This is a genomic window from Mycobacterium sp. NGS22 (genome assembly GCF_059813095.1).
In genome coordinates this window covers 16,552-32,738 of sequence record NZ_JCALDY010000001.1, presented here as the reverse complement: position 1 = coordinate 32,738, position 16,187 = coordinate 16,552, and the positions used below count along the sequence as shown (strand labels likewise).

Annotated in this window: 20 protein-coding genes; 5 read left to right on the top strand and 15 right to left on the bottom strand. The window is 65.8% G+C overall.

Going from position 1 to position 16,187, the window contains the following annotated elements; genetic code table 11:
- Positions 1 to 8 precede the first annotated feature (8 nt).
- Positions 9 to 542 (bottom strand): YbaB/EbfC family nucleoid-associated protein, encoded by a 534-nt coding sequence (locus AC5Y47_RS00180; RefSeq protein ID WP_499940894.1) that lies wholly within the window; start codon positions 540 to 542, stop codon positions 9 to 11.
- A 107-nt stretch (positions 543 to 649) separates the two neighbouring features.
- Here AC5Y47_RS00180 and AC5Y47_RS00175 point away from each other — a divergent pair, with 107 nt between their 5' ends.
- From AC5Y47_RS00175 to AC5Y47_RS00165, 3 genes are all read left to right on the top strand, one after another.
- Positions 650 to 1,492 carry a hypothetical protein gene (locus tag AC5Y47_RS00175; RefSeq protein ID WP_499940893.1) on the top strand — a complete coding sequence of 281 codons (843 nt, stop codon included), beginning with the start codon at positions 650 to 652 and terminating at the stop codon, positions 1,490 to 1,492.
- Between the two features lie 10 nt (positions 1,493 to 1,502).
- Positions 1,503 to 1,997, top strand: a complete 495-nt coding sequence (locus AC5Y47_RS00170; protein WP_499940891.1) for a hypothetical protein — start codon at positions 1,503 to 1,505, stop codon at positions 1,995 to 1,997.
- A gap of 112 nt (positions 1,998 to 2,109) precedes the next feature.
- A complete protein-coding gene (locus AC5Y47_RS00165; RefSeq protein ID WP_499940890.1) occupies positions 2,110 to 3,492 on the top strand; it encodes a 9-bladed beta-propeller domain-containing protein in 1,383 nt (460 codons plus the stop codon).
- Between the two features lie 6 nt (positions 3,493 to 3,498).
- Here the strand turns inward: AC5Y47_RS00165 and AC5Y47_RS00160 are convergent, their stop codons facing one another.
- The 14 genes from AC5Y47_RS00160 to AC5Y47_RS00095 form a co-directional block, all read right to left on the bottom strand.
- Positions 3,499 to 4,239, bottom strand: coding sequence for an ESX secretion-associated protein EspG (locus AC5Y47_RS00160; RefSeq protein WP_499940888.1), 741 nt, complete (start codon positions 4,237 to 4,239; stop codon positions 3,499 to 3,501).
- A 56-nt stretch (positions 4,240 to 4,295) separates the two neighbouring features.
- A complete protein-coding gene (locus AC5Y47_RS00155; RefSeq protein WP_499940887.1) occupies positions 4,296 to 5,141 on the bottom strand; it encodes a hypothetical protein in 846 nt (281 codons plus the stop codon).
- A gap of 543 nt (positions 5,142 to 5,684) precedes the next feature.
- Positions 5,685 to 6,044 (bottom strand): hypothetical protein, encoded by a 360-nt coding sequence (locus AC5Y47_RS00150; RefSeq protein WP_499940885.1) that lies wholly within the window; start codon positions 6,042 to 6,044, stop codon positions 5,685 to 5,687.
- Positions 6,045 to 6,157: 113 nt separating this feature from the next.
- A complete protein-coding gene (locus AC5Y47_RS00145) occupies positions 6,158 to 6,448 on the bottom strand; it encodes a hypothetical protein (protein WP_499940884.1) in 291 nt (96 codons plus the stop codon).
- Between the two features lie 29 nt (positions 6,449 to 6,477).
- Positions 6,478 to 6,768 carry a hypothetical protein gene (locus AC5Y47_RS00140; protein WP_499940882.1) on the bottom strand — a complete coding sequence of 97 codons (291 nt, stop codon included), beginning with the start codon at positions 6,766 to 6,768 and terminating at the stop codon, positions 6,478 to 6,480.
- A gap of 78 nt (positions 6,769 to 6,846) precedes the next feature.
- Entirely contained in the window at positions 6,847 to 7,149 is a 303-nt protein-coding gene (locus AC5Y47_RS00135; protein WP_499940881.1) for a hypothetical protein, read from the bottom strand.
- A 17-nt stretch (positions 7,150 to 7,166) separates the two neighbouring features.
- The gene (locus AC5Y47_RS00130; protein WP_499940879.1) at positions 7,167 to 7,394 is read right to left on the bottom strand and encodes a WXG100 family type VII secretion target; all 228 of its coding nucleotides are present in this window, start codon (positions 7,392 to 7,394) and stop codon (positions 7,167 to 7,169) included.
- Positions 7,395 to 7,502: 108 nt separating this feature from the next.
- The gene (locus AC5Y47_RS00125) at positions 7,503 to 8,321 is read right to left on the bottom strand and encodes an ESX secretion-associated protein EspG (protein WP_499940878.1); all 819 of its coding nucleotides are present in this window, start codon (positions 8,319 to 8,321) and stop codon (positions 7,503 to 7,505) included.
- Entirely contained in the window at positions 8,318 to 9,391 is a 1,074-nt protein-coding gene (locus tag AC5Y47_RS00120; protein WP_499940877.1) for a PPE domain-containing protein, read from the bottom strand. Before AC5Y47_RS00120 ends, AC5Y47_RS00125 begins: the two co-directional genes overlap by 4 nt.
- Positions 9,392 to 9,458: 67 nt before the next feature.
- Entirely contained in the window at positions 9,459 to 9,743 is a 285-nt protein-coding gene (locus AC5Y47_RS00115; RefSeq protein WP_499940875.1) for a PE domain-containing protein, read from the bottom strand.
- A 14-nt stretch (positions 9,744 to 9,757) separates the two neighbouring features.
- Positions 9,758 to 11,140, bottom strand: a complete 1,383-nt coding sequence (locus AC5Y47_RS00110; RefSeq protein ID WP_499940873.1) for a hypothetical protein — start codon at positions 11,138 to 11,140, stop codon at positions 9,758 to 9,760.
- A gap of 12 nt (positions 11,141 to 11,152) precedes the next feature.
- Positions 11,153 to 11,452, bottom strand: coding sequence for a hypothetical protein (locus AC5Y47_RS00105; RefSeq protein ID WP_499940872.1), 300 nt, complete (start codon positions 11,450 to 11,452; stop codon positions 11,153 to 11,155).
- Positions 11,453 to 11,633: 181 nt separating this feature from the next.
- Positions 11,634 to 11,984 (bottom strand): YbaB/EbfC family nucleoid-associated protein, encoded by a 351-nt coding sequence (locus tag AC5Y47_RS00100; RefSeq protein ID WP_499940870.1) that lies wholly within the window; start codon positions 11,982 to 11,984, stop codon positions 11,634 to 11,636.
- Positions 11,981 to 12,319 (bottom strand): hypothetical protein, encoded by a 339-nt coding sequence (locus tag AC5Y47_RS00095; RefSeq protein WP_499940869.1) that lies wholly within the window; start codon positions 12,317 to 12,319, stop codon positions 11,981 to 11,983. The genes AC5Y47_RS00100 and AC5Y47_RS00095 overlap by 4 nt, the downstream gene beginning before the upstream one ends.
- Before the next feature lie 186 nt (positions 12,320 to 12,505).
- On the opposite strand from AC5Y47_RS00095, the gene eccA reads away from it, so the two are divergent.
- Both eccA and AC5Y47_RS00085 read left to right on the top strand, forming a co-directional pair.
- Positions 12,506 to 14,341 carry a type VII secretion AAA-ATPase EccA gene (gene eccA, locus AC5Y47_RS00090; protein ID WP_499940867.1) on the top strand — a complete coding sequence of 612 codons (1,836 nt, stop codon included), beginning with the start codon at positions 12,506 to 12,508 and terminating at the stop codon, positions 14,339 to 14,341.
- Positions 14,341 to 16,143, top strand: a complete 1,803-nt coding sequence (locus tag AC5Y47_RS00085) for a nucleotide-binding protein (RefSeq protein WP_499940865.1) — start codon at positions 14,341 to 14,343, stop codon at positions 16,141 to 16,143. Before eccA ends, AC5Y47_RS00085 begins: the two co-directional genes overlap by 1 nt.
- Positions 16,144 to 16,187 lie beyond the last annotated feature (44 nt).

Sequence of the window (16,187 nt, the reverse complement as noted above, 5' to 3'; positions counted from 1 at the left end):
TTGGCCAGTCAACCCCGGTCTGAAACTCTCACGTGCCATTCCCCGTCGTCGCGGTCGTCTTCCTGCGATCCCGCAGCCAACTTCGCGACGGCGGCGCGGCGTTCGGGCGAATCGGGCGCCGACAGCGGCACCGTCGGATTGAGTTGTTGGTACTGCGGAAGCTCGTCGAGCGGCCGTAGCTCCGAGGATCCGAAAGCCCCCAAAGCCGAGGCCTGTTGAAACAGACCCGCCTGCAGTGCCTCGGTCTTCTCCTGCACCTTCGCCGCCGCAGCCTGGGCGGCTCGCACCACCGCGTCGGCCACTTCAGCCGGCGTGGCCTCAGCGAAGCGCCGTTCGTCGAATTCAGCCTGGATCACCACGTTGCGCGCGTTCACCCAAATCCGAGCCAGACCGTTGGGAGACGTGGCGTCGGCGGTCTCGACCGCAACCCGCTGCGCGGATTCGGCTGCCGCGGACTGCAACTTCTGCAAACCGGCCAACATCTCGTCGATCTCGGGATCGCCGGTGGCCTCCCCGTCGAAAATTCCGTCAAACAGTCCCATCCGGTTCCCTCCTGCCCGCCGACGGCAACCTCGAACCATTCTGGCATCACCTGGCGCGGGTAATTCACGCAGGAATTTGCCGGATGCGGCCGGATTAGGCTTGCCCGGTGAGCATGGACGCCGACGTAGCGGGGGCGGGGGACGAGCGCGGGTTGGTCGAGGATGCGGTGCGGCTGTTGTTGGCGCAGCTACCGACGGGATGGCGCTGCCTGCACGCCGAGGTCGAACCCGCCGCGCTCCCGGTCATCGCGCTGGCCACCGCCACGGGCGGTGCCGGCGAATCACATCCGGTGGAGGTCCCGCCGCGGGTGATCGACTTGCTGGCCGAGCATCAGCGCAGGGCCGCCTCGACGGGAGAGTCCTGGCGGCGGATGATCATCGACTGCGACAGCGACCGGACGCTGTCGGTACGCACTGAACCCGTTGTGTCCGTTACGGGTTCGCGCCGACCGCGACGGTGGCCGGTGCCGGTGTTGGCTGCCGTCACGTTGGGTTGTTTCGGCGCAGCGGCCGTCGTATACGTGACGGGGCGGGCGGAAGATCCGCCACCGCGCGCGGGGCTCATTCCACTGCCGCCGCGCCCGGCCCGCCAACAGGAAGCCGCCGACGTGATTGCCCGCTGGGTCGACGCCGAAAATCACGCCGATGTCGCGACGATGCGCGAATTGGCTTGTGCTGAACCGGCGCCGTCGGTGCAGAGGTGGTTCGCCTCTCTCCAAGAATTCGGCCAGCGTCAGGGCCTGGTGTTCCCCGATGCCGTCACCGAGTTCCGCGACGAAGGATCGCGCGTCTGGGTGACGGTCGCGGTCCGGGTCCGCCCGCTGAACGAAACACAGCAGCAGGAAGTGCAGGCGGTCCAGGAGGAAGGCGGGTTCTTCGACGACAACTTCACGCTCGGCGATGAGGGCGGTGCGCTGAAGGTATGCGACGTGTCCATGGCGCGGAGCTGAGTCGCGACTCATGGATCACGACGACGTCGACCAGCGCTCACGGGCGGCCGGGCGCCGGCACCGGTTGGCGGTGTGGCTGTGGGGGGCGGCTGCCCTGGTGGCCGCAGCGGTATTGGTGGTCGCGATCGTCGAACGAAAACCCAAGAGCGACATCACCTTACGGCCGATGGCGGCCGACGAGTCCATGACGGACGAGCAGGCGCGGGTGGTCGCGATCAACACGGTGCGGGTGTGGGTGCGGGAACGCAACGAACGGCACCTGGCCAACCTGAAGGAATTGTCGTGCCCTGACCCACCGGGCATGGTGGGCCGCGAGATCGAAGCCATCAAGGCGGGCAAGCCTGATGGGCGGGAAATGCGAGTGGTCGCCACGGGTGCGTTGAATCGGCGCGGGCCGGTGTGGGGCCTCAATACCCATCTGGCGAATCAGAGCATGGTGTTTGTGTTGAAAGTTGCCGACGGCGAGTTGCGGGTCTGCGCGATCGGTTCGGCGCCGGTGCCGTGAGGGGGATTTGGTGACGGAACCGGGTGCGCCGGACGGGTTTCGGTGGGTGCAACCAAGCAGAGGCGAGTCCTCGGGTTCGGCGACCGGCGGCGGCGACCGGCGGTGGTGGTGGGTGGCGGCGGTCGTCGCCGTGGTCATCGTCACCGGCGTCGGCGCCGTGGTGTGGTGGCAGACGGGTGGTCACGACACGGCTTCCGCTAAGGGCAGCGATGCTCCCGCGGAGGCGCCGATCGGCACCCCGAAGGATCGGCTGATCGGATTTCCGCTGAACCGCCAGCCGGTGCCGGCCTGGCAGCTCAGCGCTGCGCAGATCGGATTGCCCCCCGAGGCCAAGATCGGCGATCTCTTCGCCGCGGTCGGCGACAAAGCCTTCCTCGTGGCTTCCTATTGCGAGAAACCGCGGTGTTTGAATCCGATGGGGTGGGTCTACGGAGTCGACACCCGCAAAGGGGAGCTGGCGTTCCCGCCCATCGCGCTGAACGGGTTCTACGGCAAGACTGACGACTGCGCCCTCAATGGCCCGTCCACCGCGGTGTGCATCAACCCCGACTGCGAACAGGCCCGCTACTGTCTGGGCCGGGAGCGGGTGTGGGTCATCGACGTCGATCGCGGCGCGGTGAAGTTCACCGGCCCCCCGCAGGTGCACAGCTACAACAGTCCCGGCGAGCCTCGGCTGAGGGCGATCGGCAGCCGGCACGGAGAGACGCGGTTGGTTGCTGCCGCCAAAGGCAAAGGTGTCTACGGGGTTGGGGATCATGCCGAACCGACCTGGTTCCTGCCGGGCAGCGGCGAGATAAATGAATTCAACAATTATCAGACCACGGATTCGGCACCTCTGACTATCGGCATGCAGGCCGCCGATTCTTTGCTGGGGCAGGGCATACGAATGTTTTCCCTGGATGGCGTCGATCTGACCCCGACTCCGCCGCAGGGTCTCAGCCTGGGTTACGCCGAGGCGTACATCGGTGGATTCGCTTACGAGTTCAGAACTTCCCGCGATGGCAACGCCGGTGTAGCGCTGTATGACACTGCCGGTCACCAGATCGCTGTGATACCAGATGCGATCCGACCGCAGCCGAACCTGGTCATGCCGAGTGTTCTCGGTGGCGGCGGTCTGCGGATCTACACTGCCGCAGGCAAACTCGTCACCCAACTGCCCACGTCGGGCAACGGCTACCAGACGATCGACACAAAACTCTATGTCGGCGGCATCAATCGGTGGCAGGGATGGGACCTGCTTACCGGACAAAGCGGCCCGGTCTGCGACATGGAACTCGGCGAACCCTACGTCGGATCTGATGGCGCCACCATCATTACCAGGATCGTTGACATTGACGAGGCGTCGTCGCGCCGCAAATTTGTCGCGGTTGATCCGTCGACCTGTCAGACCCTTTGGGAGATCTCCGGCGATCCGTCCCCTTCCCTCGCCAAGGCCGGGACCGCGCTCATTGAAATGACCGAAGACGCTGTCATCGGACTGCGGGCCCCTGGCTGACCGGGACTAGTGAGACAGATCCCGAGCCTGCCGTATCGCGGCCACATCTTCGGCGATCAGTTCATCTATCCGTCTAATGAGCGTGCGGGGGCTCATCGGCGTCAAGTGCGTGAATCCCGGTCCATAGATGTAGTCGCCGTCGTCGTTGATCTGCACCCACACCACAGCTTTTTTGCTGCGATCGAATCCGTGCTCACGGGGCGGCTGCCAGCGGCTTTGTATCCGAGCGAACATCGCCACGTCGGCACGTGACAGCGACACCTCAGCGGGCAAGCCGACCTGCTGCTGAACCACTATGTCGGCCCCGGCGTCGTCGGTGCGCCTACCCCCGAGGTCGGGGATGGTGACCTTCGGATGCTTCCCTGGCCTGGTCAGGGGAGAGCACGCGGTGATCGCCGCGCCAAGTTCGTATGGCGGCAAGGTGTAGACGTCGACCACATCCTCATCGGATTGCTGCGCCGCCAGGAAACCGTACTGGTCCAAGCGGTGCGCGACGATCCGCTCCCGGCGCGCAGTCGGCGTATCGACCGTGCATTCCACTCGCAGGTCAGCATTGACGTAGGTGGTGAACCACTGTCTGAATCCGACCAGATCCCCGTGCATGACGCGGTCGACGACGTCGGTGGCGTAGGCGGTGTATTCATCGAGATCGGCGAACGGCGACGAACGGGTGTGCGCAAGGGGATGTGGCATGAATTCGCGGCCATGGGCTTCGCTGAGTGCATCCACGCCGACAACTTGGATCATCCCTAATTGATTGAGCGACGCCCGGTCCACGCCTTCGGAGAATACGGTGGTGCGACTCAGTTCTTTTTGTCCGGAACGGGTTCCGTGGCGTCTTCGCCGACGACCTGCACGACGGCATCGCCCTCGCTGATCATCCCGTGCTTGTTGTGGTGAAGCGCCTTGCTTACCTTGTGCACTTTGTCGGCTCCGCCGCCTCGAGGGCCCGCGACCGGGGCGCCGGCACCGGGTGCCCCGGAGGTACCGCTGCTGACACCTGCGCGGGATGCAGGGGCTGCGGTCTTGCTTCCCGCGGCCAGATCGGCGGCCGGTTTGGCGGTCATGAGCCCCGGCCTTCCCGCTCCTCCCGACCCACCTGACTTGGCGCCGCCGGAGCCTCCGGACTTGCCTGCGCCGGTGAGGCCGTTGGGTCCTAGGCTCAGCGCACCTTCGGGCAGCTTGGCGTTCTTCTGTTTGAGTGCTTCGCTCAGCGCTTGCTGCGCGGCGGCGGCGCCCTGCTGCCCAGCGTTGGCCCCCTGTTGCGCAGCCTGCTGCACTCCCTGTCCCGCCTGTTGTGCCGCATTCCCGGCGGCGTCACCGATCCCGTTGAGTCCGCCGTTTGCCGGACTCGCCGAGCCCGGATAAGCCGCCGACGGAAGAGTCGATTCGCCCGGCAGCGTGGGTATACCCAGGCCGCCGCCAGGTAGCCCGGTTCCGGGCACCCCCGGCGCACCTCCCGCCGGCATGGGGGTCGGCGTCCCCGACGGCATGGTCGGAACGGTCGGTGCCGGCGGCAGATCGGGATGGTTGTAGCCGATCATGTCGATCGGCGGGTTATACGAATCTCGGATCGTCACTTGGGTGGCCCAATTCAACGAGTCGACCGTCTGTTGGTCGTGGGTGTCGAAACGACCATCCCGACTCACGAACCACTCTTGGGTCCGGCTCATATCCTGGGAGAACATATCGACGAGAAAACCCATCCGCTGCGCGCCGCTGGCTGAATGCTGAAGACTGCGCAGAAGGTCCTTCACCCTGTTACGGATGGCATTGGCAGTGGCTCCCTGCATCTGGTCGTTCCCATCGATGATGGGCGCCAACTCACTTGCCGCTCTCTGCACAGCGGTGCCGGCGTCGCTCCATTTACCATGCTGGTTTGGCGCTACGTCGCTATTGGCTCCTATTATTCCGTCTCTGCCCTCTACGAACGTCGTAATATACGCCAGAGCTACGCGCCGGTACTGTTTACGGGCGTCTGTTCCACCTCTGGCATTTAGCTCGTTTATGTTTCCGGCGATATCGAAGATCTGGGAAGTAGGCTTCAGTAAGGGAAGGGGCTGCAATAATCCAGTCGGAGTGAGTACCGCCGGATTGCTGTCGAAATCTGGTCCGTACGGGTCGTTTCCGTTGCCGACTGTCCACGACATGCGTTAACTCTCTTATTTTTGTGCTTATTTTATGCGCAGCCGTCAGCGGCCAGATTGAACCCTGATCCGGTCGAACGCTGACTGAATTATTTCTTGGATTGCTACCGCTACCTCCAAGCCGCTTTGGATATTGTCTTTAACCCTTTTGCCCGAGTCGTTGAGATTGCTTGCCGTTTGTAGTGCAGAGGCATATGCGGCACTCACGTTGCCGACATCGACGTGATTGGCGGCTACCAACCCGTGCGCTTGCCGGAGATCTTCGACGACCCTGTCGATAGCCCTCTTCCAGTCGGCCAAACCAACTTCACCCACCTCGACGAGCAGTTGGTCGGGTGACTGCTGCCGGACTTGGTCGGCATAGCCGCGCAATTGCTCGATCGACGGCGGATTGTCACCACTCATGGCGATCCCTTCTGCTCAGGCGAAAACGGTTGATGCCGACAGGCCCTATCCCACGCCTTCGTTGACGCCGGCCGTCGCGGAACGAGTGCGGCTCGGCGGCCGACGCCCCCCGGCTAGATGTTGCTCAACCGCTGGTCCAGGCTGAACATGTCGTGGAGTTCACCCGGCGCGGTCTCGGCAAGCAACTTGATGAGCTGCTGATGCACGTCCTCGAACTTTTCGTTGATGATCCGATGGTGCTCGGAGATGGAGGCTGAGGCACCCGCCGCGAATACCTGCGGTATCTGGGTCTGGAACACATGGTTGATTTCTTGTGCCAAACTGCCGGCTTGCTGGATCACGCCGTGCGCTTCCTCGTATTGCGTCAAGGCCGCCGGGTCGTAATGAACGTCAGCGTCAGACATGTTGGATCCTTTCGTCGTTGATTGTGCTGCTAGGCGGGCATCGGCATCGGAGCATGCCCGGCCTGTTGCAGGAGAGCGTTTCCCTTCTGGTAAACCTCGTCCCTCGTCTGCGTCATTTGGTTGACGATCTCTCTGAGATCGCTTTCGAGGTGGTTCGCGTCATTCATGATCGCGGTGGCGTTATCGCTGACATGCAACCGCTTCACGTTTTCGAGCACCTCGACCATCTGGTCGATGTGATGCCGCGTATTGGTCAGGCAGTCTTGCACGCTGCTCATCGCGCTGCTGACTGCCGGAACATTAATGCTTACTGTTCCCATTGGGACTCCTTATTGTCGTTTCTGGATATGCGCGACGGGCCACTTCGCGGGGATTTCACGAAAGGCGGCCGGCCGAAATCAGCCGAGGATATTTGCTGCTTGCCGCTGGTCGAGTTGCTGCACGTAGTCGTGCTGATTGACCGCGTGCGCATGCGTCTGGTGCAGATCCTGGATGATCCCGTCCATCCTGGTGGAGATGTCCTGCCGCCTGGTCTGCATTGCCTCGGCGCCCTGACCGTGATAGGCCTCCTCGACGAGGACCTGGAACAGTTTGTCGACCTGTGTGCGCATGTCTTCGGCGTCCCGCGTGGCGTTCTGAATCACGTCCAGAATCTCGCGGTTCGTGTCGAACTCGTATTTGATTTCGTCGTTGTAACCCATCGTTGAAACCTTTCTTGTCAGGCGTCGGCGCCGACGTGCTCTTGGATGTTCTGCTTGCCCATCTCGGCGAGTTCGGTGGTTTCGTCGAAGATTCTGGTGAGATCGGCGACGTGCTCGTGCATGGCCGCTTGGAACTTGGCTCCTTGATTGCCGAGCCAGGTGCCCCCCAACACCTCGACCTCGCTTCTGACCTTGTTGATCAGTGCATGGGTGTCCTGCAGGGTGTTGTCGATCTTGTGTTTCACTGCGTCAGCTTGGGATTGTGAGACGAAGAACGTCATATCTCGCTCCAAATTTTGTGTGCTCGGCGTCGCCGGACACGGTTCGACAAATTACTCGTCTGAAAAAAATCGCTAAACCAATGACGCCTCCCATTGGTCCGTCGATAGTTCGACAAGCTGACCGATCGCCTGCGCAATCGCGTGATCCGATCCCGGCTTCAACGTGGTCCACAATTGCCCGCTGGGTGAGGCGCTCGGCGCCCCGACGATCCGGCCACGTTTGGTGTAGAACACCCCGACCGCGGCCGGCCGACGAGAGATGCGGTCCTGGTCGCTGCACAGCGCGTAGTAGACGATCTCGGCGAACGCCATGCGCGACGACAGCGCCGAGCCCAACTGCATCGCCGCACGTGGCTCGGCGCCCAGAGCCCGGACGCGGTCCGCCAACTGGGCCGCATCGTGGGTCCCGATCAACTTCTGGGTAACCGCCTCCGAAGGCGCGCCCACCGGCGAAACCGAGGCGGCCTCCGAGCGCGGCAGCCCACCCAGCAACGACTGGGTCGCCCAGGACAGGTCGGGGGAGCCTTCGGCCACCCGCAACCGAATCTCGTCGCCGACACGTCGTGCCACCACGCCGGCGGCGCCGCACCGCACCACCGACACCCGGGCCATGCCGTCCGGGGTCATCAGACGCATGGCCAGTTCCCGCTCAGGTCGTCGCAACGCCCGCAGCACCGGCAGCAGGTCCGGATCCAGCGCCCCGTCCACGATCAGACCCCGCGAGATCAGGCTGCGGGTTGCCGCGTCGAATGCTGTCTGGAGCGCGTCCACCGTGCCGTACCGGGGCCGCACACCCAACACCGTCGGGAAGCTCTGCACGCCGATCCGCTGCCCGACCACCTGGAGTTCGTCGTCGGTCAGGGTGAATGCGGACAGCGTCGCGGCGGTCACAGGCTCACCTCCTCGGCGCCGATGACCGCCGGTGAGACCCAACTGTCAGACAATTGCTGCAGTGTCCGTTCGGGCTCGGCCGCAAAACCCTCCACCTGCTGCGGCTCGGGTGCCGCGAGATCGTCGAAGATCGCGGTGTTGGGACCCCAACTGACGTGGGAAACCGTGAACGGCGCATCGCTCTGCTGCGCGGCGGGCAACCAGGACTGGCCGCCATCAGACAAGCCGGCCCCGGCTTCGCCGGCGCCCTCGAGGGTCTCGGCCTCGCGGAAGGACTCGTAGGCCTGAGCGCCGCCGTCGCGGCGGGTGCCCGCCATCGGGGCATAACCTCCGCCGCCACGTCCGAGGCCGTTGCCGCCGGAGGAATCACTGGTGAAGCGGGTCTGACGCACCTGGTCCGGCTGCTTGCTAGGCGCCGCCGGGTTGGCCAGCATCGGCGAGAGCTGCCTCGGTGCCGCACCGCCACCACCGCCGCCGCCGCGGGAACCGCCGCCCTTGCCTTCCTTCTCGGCCTTGAGCGCACCGCCGTTGACGACCTGCGGAGGAACGGGCTGTTCCCACGGCGCGGCCAGCTCGGCGCACGCCTCTTCGTAGCGGTTCATCACCGCTGCGGCATCAGCCTGCTGAGCCGACGCGGCGTCGTCGAACTCGGCGAAACTGCCGTGCAGAATCGCGCCGTTGTAGGCCGCCAGCGAGGCCATCATGTCCTGGGCCGCCTTGGCCTCGACGGCCTCGGAGACGGTGGGCATCGACAGGATCGCGACCGTGTTCGCGACGGCGGCCTCCTCGGCCCGTCGTCCGTTGGCCGCGGCGCTCAGGCTCGCCGCTTGCAGCCATTTGCCGAACGCTTCCAGCTTGCGGACGACGGCATCCGAGGTGTTGCTCTCCCACGCCGCGCGGAAGGATTCGATGAGCCGGTCGTAGTCGCCGGAGACCTTGGCGAATTCGTTGGCGACCCGGATCCACGCGGCGCCGGCCTCGCCGACCGAGGACGGGCCGGGGCCCTCGGTCAAGTCACGCGCCAGCTGCTCGGTGCTGCGCGATTCCCACACCACATTGGTGAATCCCATGACTGTCTGAACCCCCTTTCACTGCAACGCTTTTCACATGTGCCGATCGCTGGCAGCGATCGACGACTCAGTCCGCCAAGTCGGCGGCGGCGATCCGGCCCGAATGCGCCCGCAACGCGGCGGACGCTTCGTGAAGCTCGTTGGTGCCCCGCTCGGACGCCGTGGTGAACGACGTGAGTACCTCGTTGAGGGTGTGAGCCACCCGCTGGGAGACCTCGTCCTGGCCCGACGAGATGGTGGTCAGGTTGGGTCGCTCGGTCTCCATCACGCGTTGCAGGCGATCGGCGAGTTCGTCGAGCTGGCGGGTGGCCTCGGTGAGTTCGCTGGGCCGGATGGACAGGTTGTCGCTCATGTGTCTTCCCCTTGTTAGATGCGGAGTTTGACGTCAGGGTCGTCTTCGAGATTGACCGAGTTGTCGCCGATCACGGCCGGACTGGCAGTGCCGAGATCGCCCACGATCGCGCCGCCCTGGTCGGTCGTGTGCAGGAAGGACGCCGACGTGTGGCTGCCGCTGGCCCCGGCCTTGCCGCCCGGCGCTCCGTACCCGGCTCCGCCCGCGCCCATCATGCCCGCGGCGCCGCCCATCCCGGCGACTCCGCCGGTCGGCCGCGCAGCCACGGATCGCGACATCGCGGCGGCGCTGGAATTCTCGCTCTGCACCATCGGCGACGACGGGGTCGCCCGGGCCGGGCTGGTGGCTCCGACCCCGCCACCGCCGCCGTGTCCGGCGCCCCCGGCCGGGTGAGCCGCGCCGACCATCCGCGCCGGCTGGGCCAGCGCCGATGAGGCACCCGCGCCGCCCTGACCTGCCTGCCCCACAGCCGACATCAGCCCGGTGCCGGCCTGCATGCCGGCCTGCAGCACCTGGGTTCCGGCCTGCATGCCCATCGCCAGCGGCATCATGCCCATCTGCATCGCGGGACCCATCATGCTCATCCCCACCGACAGCAGCGGACCCATCATCTGCATGGCCATCTGGGGGCCCTGTGCCACCGCGATCGGAGCACCCGTCGCGGCGGTCGAAGCGGCCTGGCCGGTAAGCGTGCTCTCCAGCTCCGTGATGCACTCGGTGGCCATCGCGCTGGCTCGCGCAGCGGTCTCGACCATCTTCGGCGCCGTCCACGGCAGCCCACCCGACAGCGCCGCGAGTTCGTCCTGGCACTCCTCGATGATCTGGATCAACCTCGCCTGGCCCTGCGCGACATTTGCGGCCGCGGCGCTGTACTCGCCGCCCAAGGCGGTGCCCTGCGCGGCGACGGCAGCGCCGTCGGCCACCGTTTCTCCGGTCTTCGCCGCGGCGGCGGTTGCTCCGGCACCCGACCAGCCCTGGCCGCCCGCGCCACCCATCATCTGACCCAGCGCCTGCTGCAAACCACCGGCTGCCTGCTGAAACGCCTGGCTGATCCCACCAAACATCTGCGTCGGGTTCATGCCCTGAAATACGCCGTTGCCCAGGGTGCCGAGCATGTCGGTCATCGGCTTCATCAGCCCGCCGGCGAAGTTGCTGCCCATCCCGCCCGGAGCGCTGGTCAGGTCGGCGGGGACGGCATCGCCCACGCCGGAGAACTCCGGACCGCCGGTAGGCAATTGTCCGAGGTGGAACTGGTTCAAGATGTCTTGCACCGGGCGATTCAGCCAGGCCTGCAGATCGTTCTCCATCTGGTTGACGACCGGCTGATGGTCGTAGTCCGCCAGTTGGTCGAACTGTCCGGGTGGCCCTGGCTGGGGAGCAGGGTCGTAGGTGGCCATTCGGCTCGGTGCCTAGACTTCGGTGGTTCCGTCGGCGGCATCGGCCGCGGCGTGCTCGGCGTCGGTGACGTGAGTGGCGACCCCGAGCAAACCGTGCTTTGCGGCCGTCATCATGCCGCTGCCGACGTTGTTGGCCGCGGTCTCGAACATCGCCGGGATCATGTTCGCCGCCGCGATCGGCCCGAGGGCCATCGAGAAATTGCCCAACTCGGTCGAGGTGACCGTGCTCAGCGCGGTGCTGATCAGCGTGCCCGCCGTGTCTTGCGCGACCGTGAGCCCCTGCATGAAGTCGGGCTGCAATTCAAATGCCATGTCAGCTTCTCCCCGTCCAATACCGCTTAGCGGCAGCTAGCGCTGGTGTCTTCACCCTAAGCAGCCCCGCCGGCATTAAGTTGCACGAATTTAAGCAGACCGCCGCCCGGTTCGCGATTCACACGTGTGTAATAAGAAAGTGATTGTTATTTGCGCATGTTGAATAATGGCGCGCCGCTCGTTATTCCGGTTCGAAGACGGTGCCGTCCGAGCGGGTCAGCGGCGTTTTCTGCAGCTCGTCCATGCGGGTCATGAACTCTTTGAGCAGGAAGTTGTACCGCTCGGCGGACACCTTGGCGGCGGCCTGGGCGGTTTCGACAATGAGCGCGGCCAGGGTGTCGGGGTCCAGTCGACTGGCCGGCGGCCCCAGCCACAGTCCGGTCAGGCTGCCCAATCCGTCGACCTCGGCGCTCACCGCCCGGTCGCGGCTGGTCACCCGCGCCGAGATCGTCTTGGTCTGTTCGGTCATCGACTGCAACAGGTCGCGCTGTTTGATCGCCCTGGCGATCACCGACTGCGCCAAGCTGGTCATATCGACCTCATCCAGGTCCCCGGAAGCTCGTCGTCCTCCTCGTCGCCGAACAGCTCCTGCTCGGCGCGGGCCAGCTCCTCGTCGGTCGGCAGCCCGAGCTCGCGAATCGTCGACGCACTGAACCCCTTGTCGACCAGCCCGCGACGGTAGGCCACCTGGGCGCGCAATGCCGACAGTTTGCACAACGCCAGGATCTCGGCCGCCAACTCCTGCGGCGGTCTGGCCAGCTCGGTGCGGTCGATCTTCAGCGCCGTGGGCAGCCCGCGCTCGGTGGTGGCGACGACGATCGTGCCGGTGCGGGAGCGCACGGGCTGCGGTCGTTGTTCCGCTGGCACTAGGCTTCACCTCCACAGTGGCGTCGACGTGCCCGAATTTCGTTCCGGATTTTGGCGCGACAATGCAACTCAACAGATCGGTACAATAACTTTCTACCGCTAGACGCGGGCTAAATGGACGTTTCTGCTCGCTTTTGCCGCCAGACGGTAGTCACCAGCTGTGCTAGTAGTAAGGACACCAAGTAGATGCCTGGCACCAGGGACGCGCAGCGCGTCTTCGACGCCGGAGTGTTGTCACTGGGAATCCCCATCGACGGGTTGGAAACCGACCGCGACGTGCAGTACGCCGCCCTGGCTTTCAAGCGCGCCACCGAGCACGACCCGCAGATGAGCGATGCCTGGCTGGGCCGCGCCGCCGCCGGCGACACCAGCGGCGAGGTGATCTATCAACTGTGGCGGACCAGCAAGGAGAATCTGAACCGCGAGCAGCGCCGCCTCGGGCTGCCCCGGCACGCGCTCGCCGGGCGGTTCCAGACCGGGTTGTACCTGGACTACACGCTGAGCACCCTGACCGAGGTGTGGCTGGCGTACGCGGCCAGCATGATCGCCGGCAAGGACTACGACGAAGCCGAGCGGGTGCTCGACGAATTGGACGACATGCGTCGCTCCATGCCCGGCGGCGACACCGACTCCGCCGAGATTTGCGCCTACGTCCGCGCGGTGTTGCACTTCACCACCCAGCGGTGGCCGGATGTGCTTGTCGCACTTGCTAATTCGGCTTCCTTTGACGACGAGTACATCGCCGCGGGCGCGCATCTGATGGTGGGATCGGCGTGCGCGCAGATGGGGTTGTTCGGCGAGGGCATCCGCCGTCTCGACCAGGCGATCGAGGGGCCGATACCGGCCGCGAGCCGGGCGGCGGAGTTCTGCAAAGGCCTGACCCTGCGGGAGATGGGCAAAGAACCCGAAGCCAGGACCATCTTCGAGCGGATCTACAGCGAGGAGCCGGGCTTCGAGGCCAACGCCGCCGCGCTGCACGACCCGAAGTTCCGGCTCATCATCACCAGCAAGGACGACATCGAATCCCGCACCGACAAGTGGGATCCCAGCACCGCCCGCCGAGCCGGCGAACTCGACGCAGAAGGCCTGAACGAGCGCAGCAACTCCTACCTGCGCGCCGCGCAACTGGAGCTGGACCGCCAGATCGGTTTGACCGACGTCAAGCTGCAGGTGGCCAAGTTGCGCTCGGCCGCCAAGCTGGCCAAGGTCCGGGAAGGCAAGGGGCTCAGCGCCGCCGCGCGCAGCCTGCACCTGGCCTTCACCGGGCCGCCCGGGACCGGCAAGACCACCATCGCCCGGGTGGTCGCGCAGGTCTACTGCGGGCTGGGGCTGCTCAAAACGCCCGCGGTGATCGAGGCCAAGCGCGCCGATTTCGTCGGCGAACATCTGGGCAGCACCGCGATCAAGACCTCCGCACTGATCGACACCGCGATGGACGGGGTGCTCTTCATCGACGAGGCGTACACGCTGATCCAGAGCGGACTGGCCGGCGGCGACGCGTTCGGACGGGAAGCGGTGGACACCCTGCTGGCGCGGATGGAGAACGACCGGGACCGGTTAGTGGTCATCATCGCCGGTTACGACGCGGAGATCGACCGGTTCCTTGCCGCCAACGAGGGAATGGCCTCGCGGTTCACCAAGCGGATCCGGTTCGCTTCGTATAACGCGGTCGAACTGGGCGACATCGGTCGGCTGATCGCCAAGACCCGCGACTCCGAACTCACCGAGGCCGCCTACGAGGAATTGGTCGACGCCTGCCGGGTGCTCTACGACAGTCAGTCGGTCGACGAGTCCGGCCAGTTGCGCCGTGAGGTCGATCTGGTCGGCAATGGGCGGTTTGTCCGCAACGTGATCGAGACGGCCGAGGAGGAGCGGGAGTACCGGCTGAGCGAGCGTCCGGATGTCAGTGTCGAGGACCTCGGCGAATCGGAGCTGATGCGCATCGAGCTCGGTGACATGCGCGCCGCGCTGGAAAGCGTGCTCGGAATGTCCACCCGGCAGCTGACGTCGAGAACGCGCTAGTGAGCCAATCCGACACGCCCCGACCGGGTTTCAAACGCAGCAGTGACGCGGACACCAACCCGATCCCCGTCGCGCTGATCCAGGCCAAGCTGGCGGAGGAATCCGTTGTCGACGAGGCGCGGCCGGGTCCGATGGAGGCGGGCACGAAAGTCATCGACCTGCCGCCGGCGGAGGTGGACGATGTGCCGCCGGATCCGGAGCCCGAACTGGAAGCCGAACCCGTGCCCTTGTCGGACCCGGAACCCGTGGCCCTGCCGGAACCGGAACCGGAGCCCGTGTCCTTGTCGGAACCGGAACCGGAGCCCGTGTCCTTGTCGGAACCGGAGCCCGTGTCCTTGTCGGAACCGGAGCCCGTGTCCTTGTCGGAACCCGAACCGGAATCGGCGCGTCCGGAACCGGAATCGGCGCGTCCGGAACCGGAACCCGTGCCAAAACCCGAACCGGAATCGGCGCGTCCGCAACCGGAATCGGCGCGTCCGGAACCCAAACCGGAGCGTCCGGGACCGATGGCCGAGGGCACCCGCGTGATGGAGCTGCCGCCGGTGCCGCCGCCGCCCCCGCCGCGTGACCGTCCGGGCCCGATGTCCGACCGCACCGCCGTCTTCAGGCTGCCGCCTCATCCCCGGACACGTCAGGCTCCTTCGCCCGCGGGCGGGGAAGCACCCGCCGCACCGCCGGTGCGTCCGGCCCCGCTGCCCACGCGCCCCGCGCCCCCGCCCATCGAGGTACCGCGCACCCCCGCGGCCGTCCAGCACCCCGCGCCCCCGGCGCCCGGTCCGGATCCCCGGCTGCATCCGCCCGGATCCCCGCCTGTGGCAACACCTTTCACCCGCGCCAACCCGAACGCGCCGGGACCGCAACCGGGCGGACCGGACCCGCGGATCCCGTCGCACACCGATCTCGGACTGGTGCGCCGTACCCGACCTCTGCCGCAGAGCGGTTGGCGCAGAGTGGTGCACCGTTTCACCGGCCTGAATCCCGGTGAGTCCGAACTGGAGAACACCCGTCAGAAGTTGGTGGCGCGGGTGAGCCAACCGGTCCGCGGCGACTACAGCATCGCCGTGTTGTCGATGAAGGGCGGTGTCGGCAAGACCACGACCACCGTCGGACTGGGTTCCACCTTCGCCGCCATCCGCGGCGACCGCGTCATCGCCGTCGACGCGAACCCCGACTTCGGCACCCTGGCACAACGCGGGCCCGACCAGAGCCGGTCGACGGTGCGAGATCTGTTGTTGGACGACAACATCTTTCGTTACTCCGACATCCGCAGGCACACCTCACAGAGCACGAGTCGGCTGGAAATCCTTGCCTCCGAACGTGATCCGGCAACCTCTGAGGCGTTCTCCGACGCCGACTACCGAGTGGTGATCAGGTTGCTGCAGCGGTTCTACAACCTGATCCTCACCGACTGCGGCACCGGACTGGTGCATTCGGCGATGTCGGCTGTCCTCGACGAGGCCGACGCGATCGTGCTGGTCGCGTCGCCGGCCATCGACGCGGCCCGCAGCGCGTTCGCGACGCTGGACTGGCTGGAGCATCACGGCCGCGGGCATCTGGTGCCCAACGCGACGGTGGTCATCAGCGCCGCACGCCCGGGCAAGGCGTCGGTGGATCTGGACAAGCTGGCCACGCAGTTTTTGACCCGCATCCGCTCGGTTCATGTCATCCCGTTCGACGACCACCTGGCGCAGGGGTCAGAGGTCGTCTTGGACCTGATGGCCAACCGCACCCGCCAGGCGTTTCTCGAGTTGGCGGCGTCGATCGCCGACGGATTCGCCGACACCAAACGCGCGCGGGGCTGAGCAGGCCCGCCGAACCGATCGGCGGATTCGGGCCGTCGAACGGG